General features: G+C 61.9%; 12 protein-coding genes and 1 pseudogene. 10 read left to right on the top strand and 3 right to left on the bottom strand.

Features of this window, described 5'->3' with window-relative positions; genetic code table 11:
* Positions 1-46 precede the first annotated feature (46 nt).
* The gene (locus ACVI1L_RS40730; RefSeq protein ID WP_057016675.1) at positions 47-1543 is read right to left on the bottom strand and encodes an NAD(P)/FAD-dependent oxidoreductase; all 1497 of its coding nucleotides are present in this window, start codon (positions 1541-1543) and stop codon (positions 47-49) included.
* Between the two features lie 95 nt (positions 1544-1638).
* Here ACVI1L_RS40730 and ACVI1L_RS40735 point away from each other — a divergent pair, with 95 nt between their 5' ends.
* Complete coding sequence (locus ACVI1L_RS40735; RefSeq protein WP_456785378.1) at positions 1639-2181, top strand: SixA phosphatase family protein; 543 nt, start codon at positions 1639-1641, stop codon at positions 2179-2181.
* A 157-nt stretch (positions 2182-2338) separates the two neighbouring features.
* A complete protein-coding gene (locus ACVI1L_RS40740) occupies positions 2339-2764 on the top strand; it encodes a universal stress protein (RefSeq protein WP_016840840.1) in 426 nt (141 codons plus the stop codon).
* Between the two features lie 363 nt (positions 2765-3127).
* On the opposite strand, the pseudogene ACVI1L_RS40745 reads toward ACVI1L_RS40740, so the two are convergent.
* Positions 3128-3424, bottom strand: a pseudogene (locus ACVI1L_RS40745) (IS5 family transposase); the annotation flags it as partial.
* A gap of 277 nt (positions 3425-3701) precedes the next feature.
* Between ACVI1L_RS40745 and ACVI1L_RS40750 the strand changes: the two are divergent.
* The 5 genes from ACVI1L_RS40750 to ACVI1L_RS40770 are packed head-to-tail and all read left to right on the top strand — an operon-like array spanning position 3702 to position 8482.
* Entirely contained in the window at positions 3702-4586 is an 885-nt protein-coding gene (locus ACVI1L_RS40750; RefSeq protein WP_456785379.1) for a peptidylprolyl isomerase, read from the top strand.
* A 56-nt stretch (positions 4587-4642) separates the two neighbouring features.
* Positions 4643-5653, top strand: a complete 1011-nt coding sequence (locus ACVI1L_RS40755) for a HupE/UreJ family protein (RefSeq protein WP_456785670.1) — start codon at positions 4643-4645, stop codon at positions 5651-5653.
* Positions 5650-7578 carry a DUF3604 domain-containing protein gene (locus ACVI1L_RS40760; protein WP_456785380.1) on the top strand — a complete coding sequence of 643 codons (1929 nt, stop codon included), beginning with the start codon at positions 5650-5652 and terminating at the stop codon, positions 7576-7578. The genes ACVI1L_RS40755 and ACVI1L_RS40760 overlap by 4 nt, the downstream gene beginning before the upstream one ends.
* A 25-nt stretch (positions 7579-7603) precedes the next feature.
* A complete protein-coding gene (locus tag ACVI1L_RS40765; protein WP_141340719.1) occupies positions 7604-8152 on the top strand; it encodes a hypothetical protein in 549 nt (182 codons plus the stop codon).
* On the top strand, positions 8153-8482 hold the full coding sequence (locus ACVI1L_RS40770; RefSeq protein ID WP_199805218.1) for a hypothetical protein: 330 nt from the start codon (positions 8153-8155) through the stop codon (positions 8480-8482).
* Here ACVI1L_RS40770 and ACVI1L_RS40775 read toward each other — a convergent pair.
* Positions 8428-9519 carry a SphA family protein gene (locus ACVI1L_RS40775; RefSeq protein ID WP_456785381.1) on the bottom strand — a complete coding sequence of 364 codons (1092 nt, stop codon included), beginning with the start codon at positions 9517-9519 and terminating at the stop codon, positions 8428-8430. The two genes, ACVI1L_RS40770 and ACVI1L_RS40775, sit on opposite strands and share 55 nt — an antisense overlap.
* A gap of 461 nt (positions 9520-9980) precedes the next feature.
* Between ACVI1L_RS40775 and ACVI1L_RS40780 the strand changes: the two genes are divergently transcribed.
* The 3 genes from ACVI1L_RS40780 (at position 9981) to ACVI1L_RS40790 (ending at position 15495) form a co-directional block, all read left to right on the top strand.
* Positions 9981-10919 carry a formylglycine-generating enzyme family protein gene (locus tag ACVI1L_RS40780; protein WP_456785382.1) on the top strand — a complete coding sequence of 313 codons (939 nt, stop codon included), beginning with the start codon at positions 9981-9983 and terminating at the stop codon, positions 10917-10919.
* Positions 10920-10932: 13 nt separating this feature from the next.
* Complete coding sequence (locus ACVI1L_RS40785; protein WP_456785671.1) at positions 10933-12573, top strand: arylsulfatase; 1641 nt, start codon at positions 10933-10935, stop codon at positions 12571-12573.
* A gap of 495 nt (positions 12574-13068) precedes the next feature.
* Positions 13069-15495, top strand: a complete 2427-nt coding sequence (locus ACVI1L_RS40790) for an arylsulfatase (RefSeq protein WP_456785383.1) — start codon at positions 13069-13071, stop codon at positions 15493-15495.
* Positions 15496-15562: the final 67 nt, after the last annotated feature.

Here is a 15562-nt window from a genome sequence, read left to right on the forward strand (position 1 = left end):
GCGTGCCCCGAGGTTCGTCAACAGATACGAATCCCGCCGGCGGACGTTACATCCGCCCGTCGGAGATCCGCTCACTTTCTTGCGAGGCATCCGGATACGGCGCCTCGCCGTCCTCGATCTGCCTGGGCGCGGGCGGACGCGCCGGCCGCACAGCCGACGGGGGTGGACGGCGGAGTGCGGGTCCCCGGGTTCCCGCCCTGAGATTGGCCTCGGCGAGCCGCGCCTCGCGCAGGCGCTCCTTCGCACGCGCACCCTCGCGGTAGCGCGCCAGAACACCCGCCACGGACGAGGCCCCCCTCGCCCACAGGCTGACGAAATGACCGGCGACGCGGCCGGTGGTGCCGCCGGCCCAGACCAGCTCGAACGGCGAAAACAGCCGCCAACGATCGTCACCCCACAGGATGCTGCGCGCGATCAGCTGCCCGGCGAGCGCCGAGGTGTTGAGTCCCTGCCGGCCGAAGCCGCTCGCCACCCACAGGCCTCGGCGCAACTGGCCGATCTGCGGCATGCCGTGCACGGTAACGCCGACCGCGCCGCCAAACATCTCCGCGACCGGAACCTTGCCGAGTTGCGGAAACACCGTGGCGACGCGACGCTGCACTGCGGCGCCGAGGCGCTCCGGCCGTGCGTCCCAGGTGGTTTCGGGGCTGGCCCACAACAGCCGATCGCCATCGACGACACGGAAATGGTCGATGCCGTCGCTGTCGACGACCGAGCCGGGAAAGGCGATGGACTCCGCCAGCCGCTCCCCGAGCGGCTCGGTCAATGCCGCGTAGCGCCACACCGGCAGCAGCGTATCGGACAGCCGCTTCAGCGGCGCACCGAGGTGGATATTGCCGGCGAGGACAATATGGTTGGCCCGCAGCCGCGCCGTCGGCGTCACGATGCGCTTGCGGATGCCCGAAAAATCGATGCTGACGACCGGCGTCTCCTCGAAGATCCGCACGCCAGCCCGCATCGCCAGCGCGGCGAGGCCGTGCACATATTTGCGGCCATCGATCTGGAACGCCTTCGGATAATAGATGCCGTGGAAATAGCGGCCGGTCCTGAGCACGCTGCGCACGCGATCGACCTGCCAGCCCTCGACCTCGGTCGCGAAATCCTCGCCCAGCGTCTGCAGGCGGCCGATCAGCGCCTCGCCGACATCGACATTGGAGACTTCCAGCGCGCCATCGCTCGGCTCGATGCCCGGGATCAAATCCTCGGTAGCGGTGGCGCGGACATAGTCGGCGCCCTCCTTCGATAGCGCCCACAATTCGCGGGCATCGTCGAGGCCGACGCGCTCGATCACATCTGATATCGGCAGGCCGAATCCCGGCATCACGGTGCCGAGATGATGACCGGAGGCGTTCCAGCCGATCTGGCGGCCCTCGAGCACCGCAACGCTCGCACCGAGCCGCGCCGCCTCACGCGCCACGGTCAGGCCGGCCAGCCCGGCCCCGACCACGCAAATGTCGACGTCGAGGTCGAACGCCAGACGGTCGCGGAACGGCGAGGCCGCCTGATCGGGGCCGTCCGCCGCACTTGTGGAACTCTCGCTCATGGCGTTTCTTACGGACCGCTGCGGCGCTTGTCACCTTGTCCAGGGCATGAGCCTGTAGAATTAATTCGACCTGACCGAATCGAGAATGGAAGTCCATGCGCCGTTTGCTGCTGCTGCGTCACGCCAAAACCGAACACGACGCGCCTTCGGGGCACGACCAGGACCGCCGTCTCGACGAGCGCGGCCACCGCGACGCAGCGGAGATCGGCGGCTGGATCGCCCGTCATCCACCCCTGCCCAATCTGGCGCTGGTCTCGCCGGCGGTCCGCACCAGGCAGACCTGGGAGATCGTGCGCGAGGCGCTGAAGGGCGCCGGGCATGCGCCGAAAGTCGAATTCGTGCCGGACCTCTACGGCGCCGATCCGGTGCAATTGCTGACCGCGATCCGGATGGCTTCGGCCAGCGATCCGAAGCGGCTGATGCTGATCGGCCATAATCCCGGCATGCACGAGCTCGCGCTGACGCTGACCGGCAGCGGCGACGAGGCCGCGAAGCGCGCGCTCGGCGACAATCTGCCGACCTCGGGGCTCGCCGTCTTCGACTTCGCGACCGACGACTGGAACGACGTCTCGTTCCGGCGCGGCAAGCTCGTCCTGTTCGTCAGCCCTAAACTGTTGAAGCAGGCCTCGCGCAGCTGACGCAAGCGGACAGCGCCGCGCCGCCATGCTATATTGACGTCTGCGCGACAGGGGGACCGGTTCGCGTCGATACCAGACCGACTTCAAGAAAAAGAAGGCGCGCGTCCCGGGCACAGGGACCAAACGGCTCCAGACCAATCGCGGACAGGAGGCGCAGATGTACAAGTCCATTCTCGTTCCGATCGACCTCGCCGATACCGACCTGGCGAAACCGGCGATCGCAACCGCTGCAACATTGTCGCAAACATGGAACGGGACGGTGCGTCTGCTCAACGTGCTGCCGATGACGCCGGTGATGCTCGCCGAATACGTGCCGGCGGATTTCGACAGCCAGCAACGCGAAACGTCGGAAGAGGCGCTTGCGATCGTCGCGCGCGAATCCGGCATCGCACCCTCCCGCATCTCGGGCGTGGTCCGCCAGGGCGGCATCTATCACGAGATCCTCGAGGAGGCCGCGACCATGAAGGCCGACCTGATCGTGATGACCTCGCACCGGCCGGCGATGCGCACCTACTTCCTCGGCTCGAATGCCGGGCACGTGGTGCGCTACGCCAAATGCTCGGTGCTGGTGGTGCGGCACTAAAGCGGGATGCGTTACAGGGCCGCCGCAGGCGGCGCTGCCAAAATATCGAAAACAACCCCATGCAAAGTAGCCGGCGGCGGCCGGCGTTAGACCAGGCAACTTGACACGTCGGGCAACTCAGGGATATTCTTCTAGTATTCCGAAATCGCTCCCGCGTCCCCTCGCCCCCAGGCGGGAGACGGGACGCGCCCTATTTGCGGTCGCAGCCTAATCTCAGCCTGCTTTAATCCAACCAGGACGTGGACTAGGGCGCGGACTCATTAAGGCGCAGCCATAGCCTGATTGACGCGAGTTGAACGAAGGCAAGATAGTTAGCGGCAAGCCTGTCGTACCGCGTCGCCACGCGACGACATTGTTTGATTCTTGATGCACGCGGACAATGGAGGTGTCGATCATCTGGACAGCGGCATCATGGGCGGCGGCAATCACTTCTATGATGCGGCCCCAGACACCAGCCCGCCGCCAGCGGACGAACCGGTTGTAGCAAGTGGTGTATGGGTCAAACGCCTCCGGCAGATCACGCCAGGGTGCTCCTGATCGGAGGACCCAGAAGATGCCATTGAGGACACGTCGATCGTTCACTCGAGGAACGCCACGCGGCTTGTTCGGTAGCATCGGCCTTATGGCAGTCCATTCATAGTCGGCGAGTTCGTAGCGCATGATTCGAGCGAACAGTTTGAGAGTTTGAATCACGGGAGTCCGGCCAAACGCAACGCTCCTGGCTCAGCCCCCGTTCGGCGCTTACGGGCAGAGGCGGACATCAACCTGCCGACAATCGCTGATGAATCCGTCGAGAATAGCCCAATGCGGACATTGCCCGCTTTCGCCTGTGTTCCGCGACACGCCGGCGCGAGGCCGGGCGATTGATCTGGATCAAGATGTGGGCGTGAAGGCGACCTTTACCTGACGCGATACGCTGGTCGCTACAGAGGCTACCATGAAGCTGTTGAAAGAGCCTTTGCTTCATTTCTTGATCGCAGGCGCCGCCTTGTTCGGCGCTTATGCCTGGATGAATCGCGCGCCGGAAGATCCGAACGCGGGTCAAACCCCGTCCCTCCAGGTCGGCGCTGGCGATATCGAGTGGCTGGCACAAAACTGGACCACTCAGTGGCGGCGTCAGCCAACACCGGAAGAGCTGCGCGGGCTGGTCACGGACTACACCGATGAACTGCTGCTCGCACGCGAGGCGCGCTCCCTGGGACTCGAAGATAACGACGTGATCGTCCGGCGACGCCTGGCGCAGAAACTGACCTTTCTTGTTGAGGATACCGCACGCCGGGCCGAACCATCGGATACCGAATTGCAGCAGTTCTACGCCGGGCATGCCCAGCTCTTCCGCAGCGATGCACGCATCTCGTTCACGCAGGTCTATTTCAGCCCGCAGCAACGCGCCAACGCGCAGTCGGACGCCACCTCAACATTGCAGCGGCTGCGCGACGACGGCGCGCTCTCGACGGCAGCCTTGGGCGACCGCTTGTTGCTCGAAGCTGATTTCCGCGACGAGACCGAGCAGTCTGTATCCGCGGCTTTCGGCGGCGCCTTTGCACGGGCGGTGTTCTCGCTTGAGCCCGGTGTCTGGAGCGGCCCGATCGAATCAGGGTACGGCCAGCACCTGGTGCGCGTTTCGACCCGGCAAGAAGGCCAATTACGTCCATTTGCCGATCTGCGCGAGCAGGCCGTCGAGGCGTGGAGAAGCGAGGAGGAGAGAACGGCGAAGGAACTGTATCTCGCGGGACTGCGCAAGAAATACCGTCTTGTCGTCGATGACGCCTTAAAGCCGCTGATGGTGCCGATCGCGGCCGCCTCCTCGAGGCAGCCGTGACAGCGCGCCGCTCACGCAAGCTTCGCTCCTGGGCGCACCACTCCGTCAAGCTCGCCATGATCGCGATTTTTGCGGCTTGGGGCCTTGCGTGGCTGACGCCCTGTTCGGCCCATGAGGTTCGTCCCTCCTATCTTGAAGTGCGCGAAGAGCGGCCCGGTGAATTCGACGTCCTGTTCAAGACGCCGATGCGCGGGCAGCTTCGCTTGGCGCTCACGGCGACTTTCTCCGGCAGCGCGGAAGACCTCACGCCGATGACGACGCGTGCTGCCGTCGATGCCGCCGTGCAAACGTGGCGCTTTCGCGCGCTCGTTCCGTTGCGTGGACAGACGGTGCGCATCGATGGACTGCAAAACACCATGACAGACGCCCTGGTGCGCATGGTCTTCCTTGACGGAACCAACTGGGTGCGGCGGCTCACTCCGCAAGAGCCGGCAGCAATGATACCCCTGCAGCAGACCGGTTGGTCGGTCGCCGGCGTCTATCTCAGGCTGGGTGTTGAGCACATCCTGTTCGGTATCGACCACCTGTTGTTCGTGCTGGCGCTGCTGATCCTCACCCGCGGGACCTGGCTGCTGGTGAAGACGGTAACCGCATTCACGGTCGCGCACAGCATCACGCTGGCACTGGCGACGCTCGGCTATGTGCATGTGCCGGCTGCTCCGGTCGAGGCGGTGATTGCCTTGAGCATCGTGTTTGTGGCCGGTGAGATCGTGCATTTGCAGCAGGGGCGTGAAGGCCTGGCGGCAAGAGCGCCGTGGTTGGTCGCGTTCACTTTTGGCCTGTTGCACGGATTCGGCTTTGCCGGCGCGCTGCGCGAGGTAGGGCTGCCGGAAGGACACGTGCCGCTGGCGCTCCTGTTCTTCAACATCGGGGTGGAGATCGGCCAGCTGCTGTTCATCGCAGCGACGGTGTGCCTCTCCTTTTGGTTTCTGCGTTTTCACAGATCGAGAATCCGCTGGGCAAGCGTCGCGACGTCTTATGCCATCGGGAGTCTTGCCATGTTTTGGGTAATCGAGCGTATCGCTGCATTTGACGTGGCTCATCGATTTTGGGGAGGAAACACATGAAACGAACGGTGTTGCAGATCGTTACCGGGTTGAGTGCCGCCTGTTTCATCTCGCCAACATTCGCCCAGGACGTTGGCGCGCCGGAAAAGGATCAGCTCGAACAATCCCTGCAGAAGCCCGCCTATTCGCCTTACGTGAATCGCGAGTTTCCCACGCGACCGTTCTTTGGCGACACGCACCTGCATACTTCGTTTTCGATGGATGCCGGCGCATTCGGCGCCCGGCTCGACCCGAAGGACGCCTATCGCTTTGCCCGCGGCGAACAAGTCACTTCGAACACGGGCCAGCCGGTGAAGCTTTCCCGGCCGCTTGATTGGCTTGCGGTGACAGATCATTCCGACAACATGGGCTTCTTCCCGGACCTGTTCGCGGGTAAGCCTGATCTTCTCGCCGACCCGACCGGTCGCAAATGGTACGACATGATCAAGTCTGGCCAGGGCGCCGAGGCCGCGATCGATATCATCGTTCAGTTTTCGCACGGTACGTTTCCGAAGGACCTGATGTACTTCCCGGGAACGCGTGCCTATCGGGGCGCGTGGCAGAAGACCATCGAGGCTGCTGAACAGTTCAACGATCCCGGCCGCTTTACCACCTTCATCGCCTACGAATGGACCTCGAATACCGGCGGCAACAACCTCCATCGCAACGTGATCTACCGCGACAACGGTGACAAGGCGAGCCAGGTCGAGCCGTTCACCGTGTATCCGCCCTACGGCAGCGACAATCCGGCCGACCTGTGGAAATGGATGCAAGGCTACGAAGCCAAGACCGGCGGCAGCGTACTGGCGATTGCCCACAACGGCAATTTGAGCAACGGAACGATGTTCCCCGTGGTCGAGGCTTTCGGCAAGGCCCTCGACCGCGACTATGCGGAGCAACGCGCCAAGTGGGAGCGGCTCTACGAGGCCACACAGACCAAGGGCACCGGCGAGTCTCATCCGTATTTGTCGCCGAACGACGAGTTCGCTGCGTTCGAAATCTGGGACAAGGGCAACCTCGACGGCAGTGTTGCCAAGAAGAAGGAAATGCTTGAGTTCGAGTATGTACGTTCAGCCTACAAGAACGGCCTCAAGCTCGAGCAGCGCCTCGGCATCAACCCCTACAAGTTCGGCCTCGTCAGCGGCAGCGATGCGCACACCGCCCTCTCCGCGATGGAGGAGAACAACTTCTTCGGCAAGACCGTTCCGCAAGAGCCGAGCCCGCACCGGATGGGCGCTACCTTCATCGATAACAAGACGACCGGCGTGAAGATCATGGATTGGGAGGTCGGCTCCTCCGGCTATGCCGCCGTGTGGGCTAATGAGAACACCCGCACGTCCATTTGGGATGCCATGCAACGTAAGGAGACCTACTCCACCACCGGCACCCGCGTGATCGTGCGCTTCTTCGGGGGCTGGGATTTCGTGCCCCAGGACGCGGACAATCGCCTGCCGGCCCAGGTCGGCTACAGCAAGGGCGTGCCCATGGGCGGCGACCTGCGCGCAGCGCCGCAGGGAAAGGTACCGACGTTTCTGGTCGCCGCGCTGAAGGACCCGATCGGCGCCAACCTTGATCGCTACCAGATCATCAAGGGCTGGCTCGAAAAGGACGGCAGCGTGAGCGAAAAGGTTTTTGATGTCGTCTGGTCGGGAGATCGCAAGCCCGGCAACGATGGCAAGCTGCCATCAGTTGGCGATACGGTAGACGTAGCGAATGCCACGTGGACCAACACGATCGGCGCGCCCGAGCTCATCACGGTGTGGAAAGATCACGAATTCGACCCAAGTCGGCCGGCCTTCTACTACGGCCGGGTGATCGAGATTCCGACCCCGCGCTGGACCGCCTACGACGCGAAACGCTACGGCGTCACGCCGTTGCCCGGCACCGCCATGAAGGTCACCGAGCGAGCCTTTACGTCACCCATCTGGTACACGCCGGCGAAGTAGTGCCGGGGCTGAAACGGAGGGCTTCATGCGAAAGCACCGGATTGCCGCAGTTTTCGTGCTCGGCTGGTGCGCTGCCTGGGCGCCGTCCCAAGCCCCGGCTTGCGGTTACCACGATGACGTCACGCTCGCGCGCGGCATGCTGAATTGGACCTACCCCGACGCGCTGCATGTCCTGGGCGCAATGGCGCAGGCGGTGAGCGAGCGGCGGCTTCCGCCCCCGGCGCGTACGCCCGATCTTTGGGCCTATCACCGCACCGTGCGATCGCTCGAACAGTTGGGAGAGCAGCTGCGGATACCGGCGGGTGAGAACGCGCCGATGGCTTTTGCGCTGCTGTTGATAGAGCCGATGTTATGGACTCGCTTCACGCCAGAGGGCGGCGACCTGCATGCGCAAGTTCATGTCTCTGCACCGCCTGTCGGCGAACTCGTCCTCATCAGTGGCGAGGACGTGGTTCGGGAGATAGCCAACCATCGCTTGTCGGTAGGCGACGCCTACCGACACGGCCTCATCCGCCTCTACGGCACGGAAACCGAGGTGTCGCGCTTTCTGCAGTTCTATTGCCGGTGTGCATAAATGCGTTGGGTCAAGTCCAGCAGCAGTCTTGATCCTGCGCTGAACAAAGCGTTGATTTTCGCCGCCATAACCGAAACAGTAACCGGCCTTGCCCTGGTAATCGTTCCGTCACTCGTCGGACATTTGCTGTTCGGTGAAGACCTTTCTGGTATTGCCATTCCGATCGGGCGACTGACCGGTATTGCCCTTATCGCGCTAGGCATTGCTTGCTGGCCCGGTCCGCCGCTAATCGGCATGTCTTCAGCACGGCACCGGTGGCAGCGTCACCGCTATTGCTATTTCGTGAATCTGGGCCTTGTGGATGTCGGCGGCGTTGGCGCCGCGGGCTGAAGATTGAACGTCAGCCAGACGTTCCAGCCTGCTGGCCGATTTTCATTGGCGAATTCGCCGTAGCCCTTCAGGTTCAGATATCCCTGCATGTCTCCGACCGGGAAAATGTAGCCGACCTGCGGGCCGACACCGGCCACGCGCGACCGGAAGCAGCCGACGCGATCGCCGGAGCCGCTGTCGCAGCCGAGCTGCTGATAGAAGTAACCGACGAGGCCGACCTGCCACTGCTTGGTCAGGAACTGCGATGCGCCCCAGTCGAGGTGCATGTCGACGCCGCTTTGATATTGGGTGGAGGGGTTGACGAAGTTGTAGGTGAATCCCAGCACCGTCGAAAATTCATGCCCGGTCTTTGGATCGAAATAGGTGTAGCCGCCGCCCGCGTCGACCGCCCAGTGCCCAATCCCCAAATTCGCCAGGCGGCCCGACTGATAGGCGCCGACCGGAAGGTCGGCGGTGACGTACGTCATGTAATTGTTGACACCGGCATTCCAGCGCAGCGCGAACTGCGGGATCAGGTCACCGAATGCAATGAGCGAGCTGTCGATGCTGTCAAACCGGGAGAAGGGGAACGTGCCGCCGCCCGGTCCCGTCAATGTCCCAACGAGCGATCCCGCCAGCGACGTGGAGTTGGAGCCGTAGGTCGCCAACAGGCTGGCAGAAGCCTGACCGCCCAGCACGGGTGTTGCAAAGGTGTAGGTCCCGGCCACAAGGCCAAGGTTCACATTCGCATTGACGTTCGCGTTGACGTTGGCCGTCAGATTCGCGGGAAAGCGACCAAGCGTGATTTCGCGCGACCGCGCCACGTCGCCGCCAGCGGAAACAGAGGTGTGATAATAAACCGTGCTCACCGACCAGCCCGGCGCCTGCTGGGGAACAGCCGCGAGGCTGCCAAAAAATCCGGGTATCCAAAAGCTGATGCCATTTTCATCGGCCCGAGCCGGTTGGGTGGAAAGCGCCAGCAAAGCGGCAAGCGCCCCAACACTCAAATGCCACTGCGAAAAAAATCTGCGTCCCAAATTCGGTTTAAAGCGCCGCATCGCCGATTCCCCGACTCTCGCGATCCCACCATTGCTCCGGCGGGGTAGAAACTCGGAAAGAATAAGCTGACGCCGCCGTTCGTCCACGCGAATTCGGCACACTTGAGTTCAGCCGGAGGTTTATTGGAAGGTTGTGTCCATGACGCCACAACCCTGGCACTTTTTGCATAGTCATCAGGGCTCTCCACAAGGAACGGGCGACCTGGCTCGATTGATCTAGATCAATGGGAGAAGGTTGTGCCGCTGCGAACGTGCCACCGCTTCAGATGTTCGATTGTCACGTTGACCGACTAAGGTGTTAAGCCGCGCTCCTCCCTGGCAGAATCGGCGCTAGAAAGCTGCCGAGAGATTCCTGGAGGCGACGCTCGTAATTTTGAAAGCTCGTTCACTGCGAGTAGCCCATGCACGACGTTGGCGTTGCGGCAGGCGTACCTTTGTCGGATGGGCCCAGCCAAAGAGGCATGATCTGGATTCCGGGCGGCACGTTCCGCATGGGCTCAGACAGGCACTATGCCGAAGAGGCGCCGGTCCATCGCGTCTCGGTGAGCGGCTTCTGGATGGACCGCACGCCGGTCACCAATCGCGATTTTCGCAAGTTCGTCAACGCAACAGGCTACGTGACGTCAGCGGAGACGCGGCCTGACGCAAGGGACTATCCAGGCGCGCTGTCACACATGCTCAAGGCAGGCTCGCTGGTTTTCACGCCACCGAAGCGTCCGGTCGATTTGCGCGACTGGTCGCAATGGTGGAATTTCAAATTTGGCGCCAACTGGCGCCGGCCATATGGCCCCCGCAGTTCGATCAGCGGCCTCGACGATCATCCCGTGGTCCACATTGCCTATCGCGATGCCGAGGCCTACGCGATATGGGCTGGCAAGGACTTGCCGACCGAAGCCGAATGGGAGTTTGCCGCGCGCGGCGGCCTCGACGGCGCCGAGTTCGCCTGGGGCGACGAGCTGATGCCCGGCGGCAGGCCAATGGCGAATACCTGGCAAGGTGTTTTTCCATACCAGAATCTTACTGACGATGGTCACGCGCGCACCTCGCCGGTGATGGCGTTCCCGCCGAACGGCTACGGCCTTCATGACATGATCGGCAACGTCTGGGAGTGGACCACCGATTGGTGGTCCACCAGGCATGCGCCCGACGCGGCCAAGGCGTGCTGCGTTCCTCAGGATCCACGCGGCAGGCGAGAGCAAGACAGCCACGATCCGTCTCTGCCCAAGATCAAGATTCCCCGCAAGGTTCTCAAAGGCGGCTCGCATCTCTGCGCGCCGAACTACTGCCGTCGCTATCGCCCGGCTGCGCGCCATGCGGAAGCGGTGGATACGTCCACGAGCCATGTTGGCTTTCGATGCATCATGAGGAAGGGAGCAAGTGATGAGCGACGACAAGGATAACGCCTCACGCGATATGAGCCGTCGAAATGTTTTGCTCGCGACGACAAGCCTGGCGGCGGCATCCGCGTTAGGCGCAGCCGCATCGGTCGAAAAGGCTCTGGCCCAGGCGCAGCAGGCACCGAGCGGCCAGCGGCCCAATATCGTCGTCATCATGGGAGATGATATCGGCATCTGGAATATCGGTGCCTACCATCGTGGCATGATGGCCGGCCGGACGCCGAACCTCGACAAGATCGCCGCAGAAGGCATGCTGTTTACCGATTATTACGCCGAGGCGAGCTGCACCGCAGGCCGCGCCAACTTCATCACCGGCGAGCTACCGATCCGCACCGGCATGACAACGGTCGGTCAGGCCGGCGCTCCCACAGGCTTGCCGGCGGAGGCCGTGACCATTGCCACCGCGCTCAAAGGCATGGGCTATGCCACCGGCCAATTCGGAAAGAACCACCTTGGCGACAAGAACGAGTTTCTGCCGACAGTGCACGGCTTCGACGAGTTCTTCGGCTATTTGTATCACCTCGACGCGATGGAAGATCCGGCCCACCCCGCTTATCCGCAGGAGCTGTTGAACAAGGTCGGCCCGCGCAACATGATCCATTCGTGGGCGACCAATGTGGACGACGCCACCGTGGATCCGCGCTGGGGCAAGGTCGGCAAGCAGAGGATTGAAGACGCCGGAACGCTCTATCCCAAGCGGATGGAAACGGTGGACGATGAGATCCGAGACTTCGCCTTGTCGTTCATTGAAAGGGCCAAGGCCGACAACAAGCCGTTCTTCTTGTGGCTCAATCCGACCCGCATGCACATCGTCACGCATTTGTCGCCGAAGTACGAGGCGATGCGCAACTCCAAGAACGGCTGGTCGATTCATGAAGCCGGCATGGCGCAGCTCGACGACGATGTCGGCCTCGTCATGAAAAAACTCAAGGACATGGGCGTGGATGACAACACCATTGTCATCTTCACCACGGATAACGGCACCGAGGTCTTCACTTGGCCGGATGGCGGACAGACACCCTTCGCGCAGAGCAAAGGTACGGTCATGGAAGGCGGCTTCCGCGCGCCGGCGATGATCCGCTGGCCGGGCAAGGTGCCGGCGGGCAAGGTCGAGAACGGAATCATCTCCGGTCTGGACTGGTTCCCGACCTTGCTGGCGGCTGCCGGCAACCCGAACATTGCCGAGGAACTGAAGAAGGGCAAGCAGATCGGCGATCGCACCTACAAGTGCCATCTGGATGGCTATAATCAGATGGACATGATCACCGGCAAGGGGCCGTCGAACCGGCACGAAATCTGGTACTTCGGCGAGAGCGAGCTGGGGGCCGTGCGCATCGACGACTACAAGTATCGCTTCATCGACCAGCCCGGGGGTTGGCTGGGCGAAAAAACCAAGGTTGACGTGCCCTACCTGATCAACCTCCGCCTGGATCCGTTCGAGCGAACGGGCTGGCCGGACAGCGGGACCAAATACGGCGCGCAACAATACTTCGACTGGTTCAAATATGAATTCTGGCGCTTCGTGTTCGTTCAACAGGAGGTCGAGAAGCTGGCCATGACCGCAATCGAGTTTCCGCCGATGCAGAAGGGCGCGAGCTTCAACCTCGATTCCGTGAAGGCGAAAATCGAGGCCGCCAGGACGGCAATGGCAAAATGAGATTCATGATCGTGTTGGGCGGCGTCCATGCCGCCCAACACCGTCTCGCCTTTCGGCCGGCGTTCGACCAGGCGACTTGACACGTCGGGCAGCTCAGGGACATTCTTCTAATATTCCGAAATTGCGCACGATGCCATTGAGGACGCGGCGGTCATTCGCTCGTCGCACGCCGCGCGGCTTGTTGGGCAGCATCGGCTCGGCAGTCCGGCTCAATCAGGCGCTGACCGACGGCGATTGGTCGCTATACCCCCGAAAGCGGATGCATTGTGTTCACATCGAGTTCTTCAGCTTCTGACCAAAGCGGTCGCGAGACCCGGTTTTGGCCCGAAGTACCAAGGGGCCCTCCGTTGATCTAGATCAAGGGAACAAAGCGGCGCTTCCATTTCGATCCCCCAATGGTTGTACAGCGTCGGGTGAGCGGAGTGACACCTCTCCGTACCACACGTTAGCGGAGGCGTCCGAAAGCCCAAGCGGGTAACAGAAGGAGAGGCATCGATGAATCGCCGTCAGCTTTTTCTTTCCACCGCAAAGGGCGCGCTTGCGTCGGCACTCGGTTGGTCCTGGCTTCGCGAGTCGGCGCAGGCTCAAGAAGTGCTGCCGCTTCCGCAGCCGCCATTCAAGGGAAAAATCGGCACCACCTATAAGGACTCGTTTCCGGACAAGATACCGATCATTAGTGCACCAAGCGGCGCGCCGAACGTCCTGCTCGTTCTGATCGACGATTGCGGCTTCGGACAATGGGGGACTTTCGGCGGCCAAATCCCTACCCCGAACCTGGACCGGCTCGCAAAGGCCGGATTGCGCTACACGCGCTTCCATACCACGGCGCTATGTTCTCCAACGCGGGCCGCGCTGCTCACGGGCCGCAATCATCATTCCGCCGCAACAGGCAACATCACCGAATTGGGCGACGGCTATCCCGGCTACAGCGGACAGATTCCCAACAGCGCAGCCATGGTGGCAGAGCCGTTGCGCCAGCATGGCTACAGCACAGCCTGGTTCGGCAAGAACCACAATATTGCGGATTGGGAGACCAGTGTGTCGGGTCCCTATGACCGCTGGCCAACCCGGCAGGGATTTGATCACTTCTACGGTTTCTTGGGGGGCGAAGCGAACCAGTGGGTGCCGGCGCTCTATCGCGACAATACGCCAATCGAGATGGAGGTCCCGAGCGGCCGGAAAGCCGATTACACCCTGAATGAAGCCCTCGCCGACGAGGTGATCAGTCACATCAACAAGCAAAAGTCGGTGACACCGGACCGGCCATTCTTCATCTATTACGCGCCCGGTGCCACGCACGCGCCTCATCACGTGCCGAAGGAATGGATCGACAAGTTCAAGGGGCAGTTCGATCAGGGGTGGGATAGATATCGGGAAGAAACATACCAGCGACAATTGCGCCTGGGCGTGATCCCTGCCGACACCAAGCTGACCCCGCGGCCGGCGGAGATTCCTGCCTGGGATTCCCTTTCCGCTGATCAGAAGCGCATCGCCTCGCGGCTAATGGAGACCTTCGCCGCCTACACGGCCCAAACCGACTTTCATGTTGGGCGCGTCCTCGATGCTCTGGAAGCAGTCGGCCAAACGGACAACACGCTGATCTTTTGGGAGATTGGCGACAACGGCTCCTCGATGGAAGGTACCCTCAATGGCACCTTTAACGAGATGGTCGGCGTTAACGGTCAGCAGGAGGACCCGAGCTATATCCTGGCGCATCTCGACGAGATCGGCGGTCCCAAGTCCTACAATCATTTTCCCGTGGGATGGGCGTGGGCCATGGACACACCGTTCCAATGGGGCAAGCAGGTCGCCTCGCATTTCGGCGGTACGCGCAATCCGCTCGTCATCTCATGGCCCAACAGGATCAAGGACAAAGGCGGCATTCGCACTCAATTCCATCACGCGGTCGACATCGTTCCGACGATCCTGGAGGCTGCTCAAATCGAGCAGCCCTCGTCGGTCAACGGGGTTGCCCAAAAGCCGATCGAAGGCGTCAGCATGGTTTACACCTTCGACAACCCGAAGGCTGAAGAGCAGCGTCGCGTTCAATATTTCGAGATGTTCGGCAACCGTGCGATCTACAGCGACGGATGGGTTGCGTGCGTCCGCCATGGACGGCTGCCCTGGCAAAACATCGGCTCGTATGATTTCGCCAACGACAAGTGGGAGCTTTACCGGATTGAGAGCGATTTCAGCGAGGCCAACGACTTGGCGGCTCAGGAGCCCAAGCGTCTGCACGACATGCAGGACCTGTTCTGGGTCGAGGCAGCAAAATACGACGTGCTCCCGCTGGACGACCGGTTCATCGAGCGCGCCGACCCAAGCTTGCGTCCGAGCCTGATCGCGGGACGCACCGATTTTACCTATTACCCCGGCGCCACGCGGATCCCCGAAAGCTCATCGCCCAACGTGAAAAACCGCTCGCACAGCATCGCGGCGTATATCGATGTTCCGCAAGCAGGCGGTGATGGTGTGTTGATCGCGGCTGGCGGCACCGTTGCCGGCTACGCTCTCTACATCAAGGACGGTAAGCCGACTTACGAATACAACTGGTTTTCCTTGCAACGATACAAAGTCGCCAGTTCGGAGAAGCTCGCACCGGGTCCGGCAATCATTCGCGTGGACTTCAAGTACGACGGCGGTGGGCTCGGAAAGGGTGGCGTAGTCACGCTTTTCGTCAATGACACGAAGGTTGGAGAGGGGCGGGTCGAAAAGAGCGTCTTGGGCCGGTTCTCGGCCGATGAAACTTTCGACATCGGGATGGATACGGGATCGCCGGTCAGCGATGATTACGCGTCGCCCAATCCCTATACAGGCAAGCTCTTAAAAGTGGAGATTCACCTCGCCCCGGTGAACCACACCGAAAACGACATCAAAACGCTACGCAAGGCCGAACTGGCTGCACAATCGGCCATCGAATAGGGATCGATGAGATCGAGGTGCAAGTCAGGAGGCCCGTTGGCTCGCGGCCAAGTATCGGTTCGTGGCC

Source organism: Bradyrhizobium sp. USDA 4516 (assembly GCF_054055915.1).

Bases quoted from the DNA above. Each gene is read 5' to 3' on its own strand.
- ACVI1L_RS40730 (WP_057016675.1), bottom strand. From the start codon at position 1,543: ATGAGCGAGAGTTCCACAAGTGCGGCGGACGGCCCCGATCAGGCGGCC.
- ACVI1L_RS40735 (WP_456785378.1), top strand. From the start codon at position 1,639: ATGCGCCGTTTGCTGCTGCTGCGTCACGCCAAAACCGAACACGACGCG.
- ACVI1L_RS40740 (WP_016840840.1), top strand. From the start codon at position 2,339: ATGTACAAGTCCATTCTCGTTCCGATCGACCTCGCCGATACCGACCTG.
- ACVI1L_RS40750 (WP_456785379.1), top strand. From the start codon at position 3,702: ATGAAGCTGTTGAAAGAGCCTTTGCTTCATTTCTTGATCGCAGGCGCC.
- ACVI1L_RS40755 (WP_456785670.1), top strand. From the start codon at position 4,643: ATGATCGCGATTTTTGCGGCTTGGGGCCTTGCGTGGCTGACGCCCTGT.
- ACVI1L_RS40760 (WP_456785380.1), top strand. From the start codon at position 5,650: ATGAAACGAACGGTGTTGCAGATCGTTACCGGGTTGAGTGCCGCCTGT.
- ACVI1L_RS40765 (WP_141340719.1), top strand. From the start codon at position 7,604: ATGCGAAAGCACCGGATTGCCGCAGTTTTCGTGCTCGGCTGGTGCGCT.
- ACVI1L_RS40770 (WP_199805218.1), top strand. From the start codon at position 8,153: ATGCGTTGGGTCAAGTCCAGCAGCAGTCTTGATCCTGCGCTGAACAAA.
- ACVI1L_RS40775 (WP_456785381.1), bottom strand. From the start codon at position 9,519: ATGCGGCGCTTTAAACCGAATTTGGGACGCAGATTTTTTTCGCAGTGG.
- ACVI1L_RS40780 (WP_456785382.1), top strand. From the start codon at position 9,981: ATGATCTGGATTCCGGGCGGCACGTTCCGCATGGGCTCAGACAGGCAC.
- ACVI1L_RS40785 (WP_456785671.1), top strand. From the start codon at position 10,933: ATGAGCCGTCGAAATGTTTTGCTCGCGACGACAAGCCTGGCGGCGGCA.
- ACVI1L_RS40790 (WP_456785383.1), top strand. From the start codon at position 13,069: ATGAATCGCCGTCAGCTTTTTCTTTCCACCGCAAAGGGCGCGCTTGCG.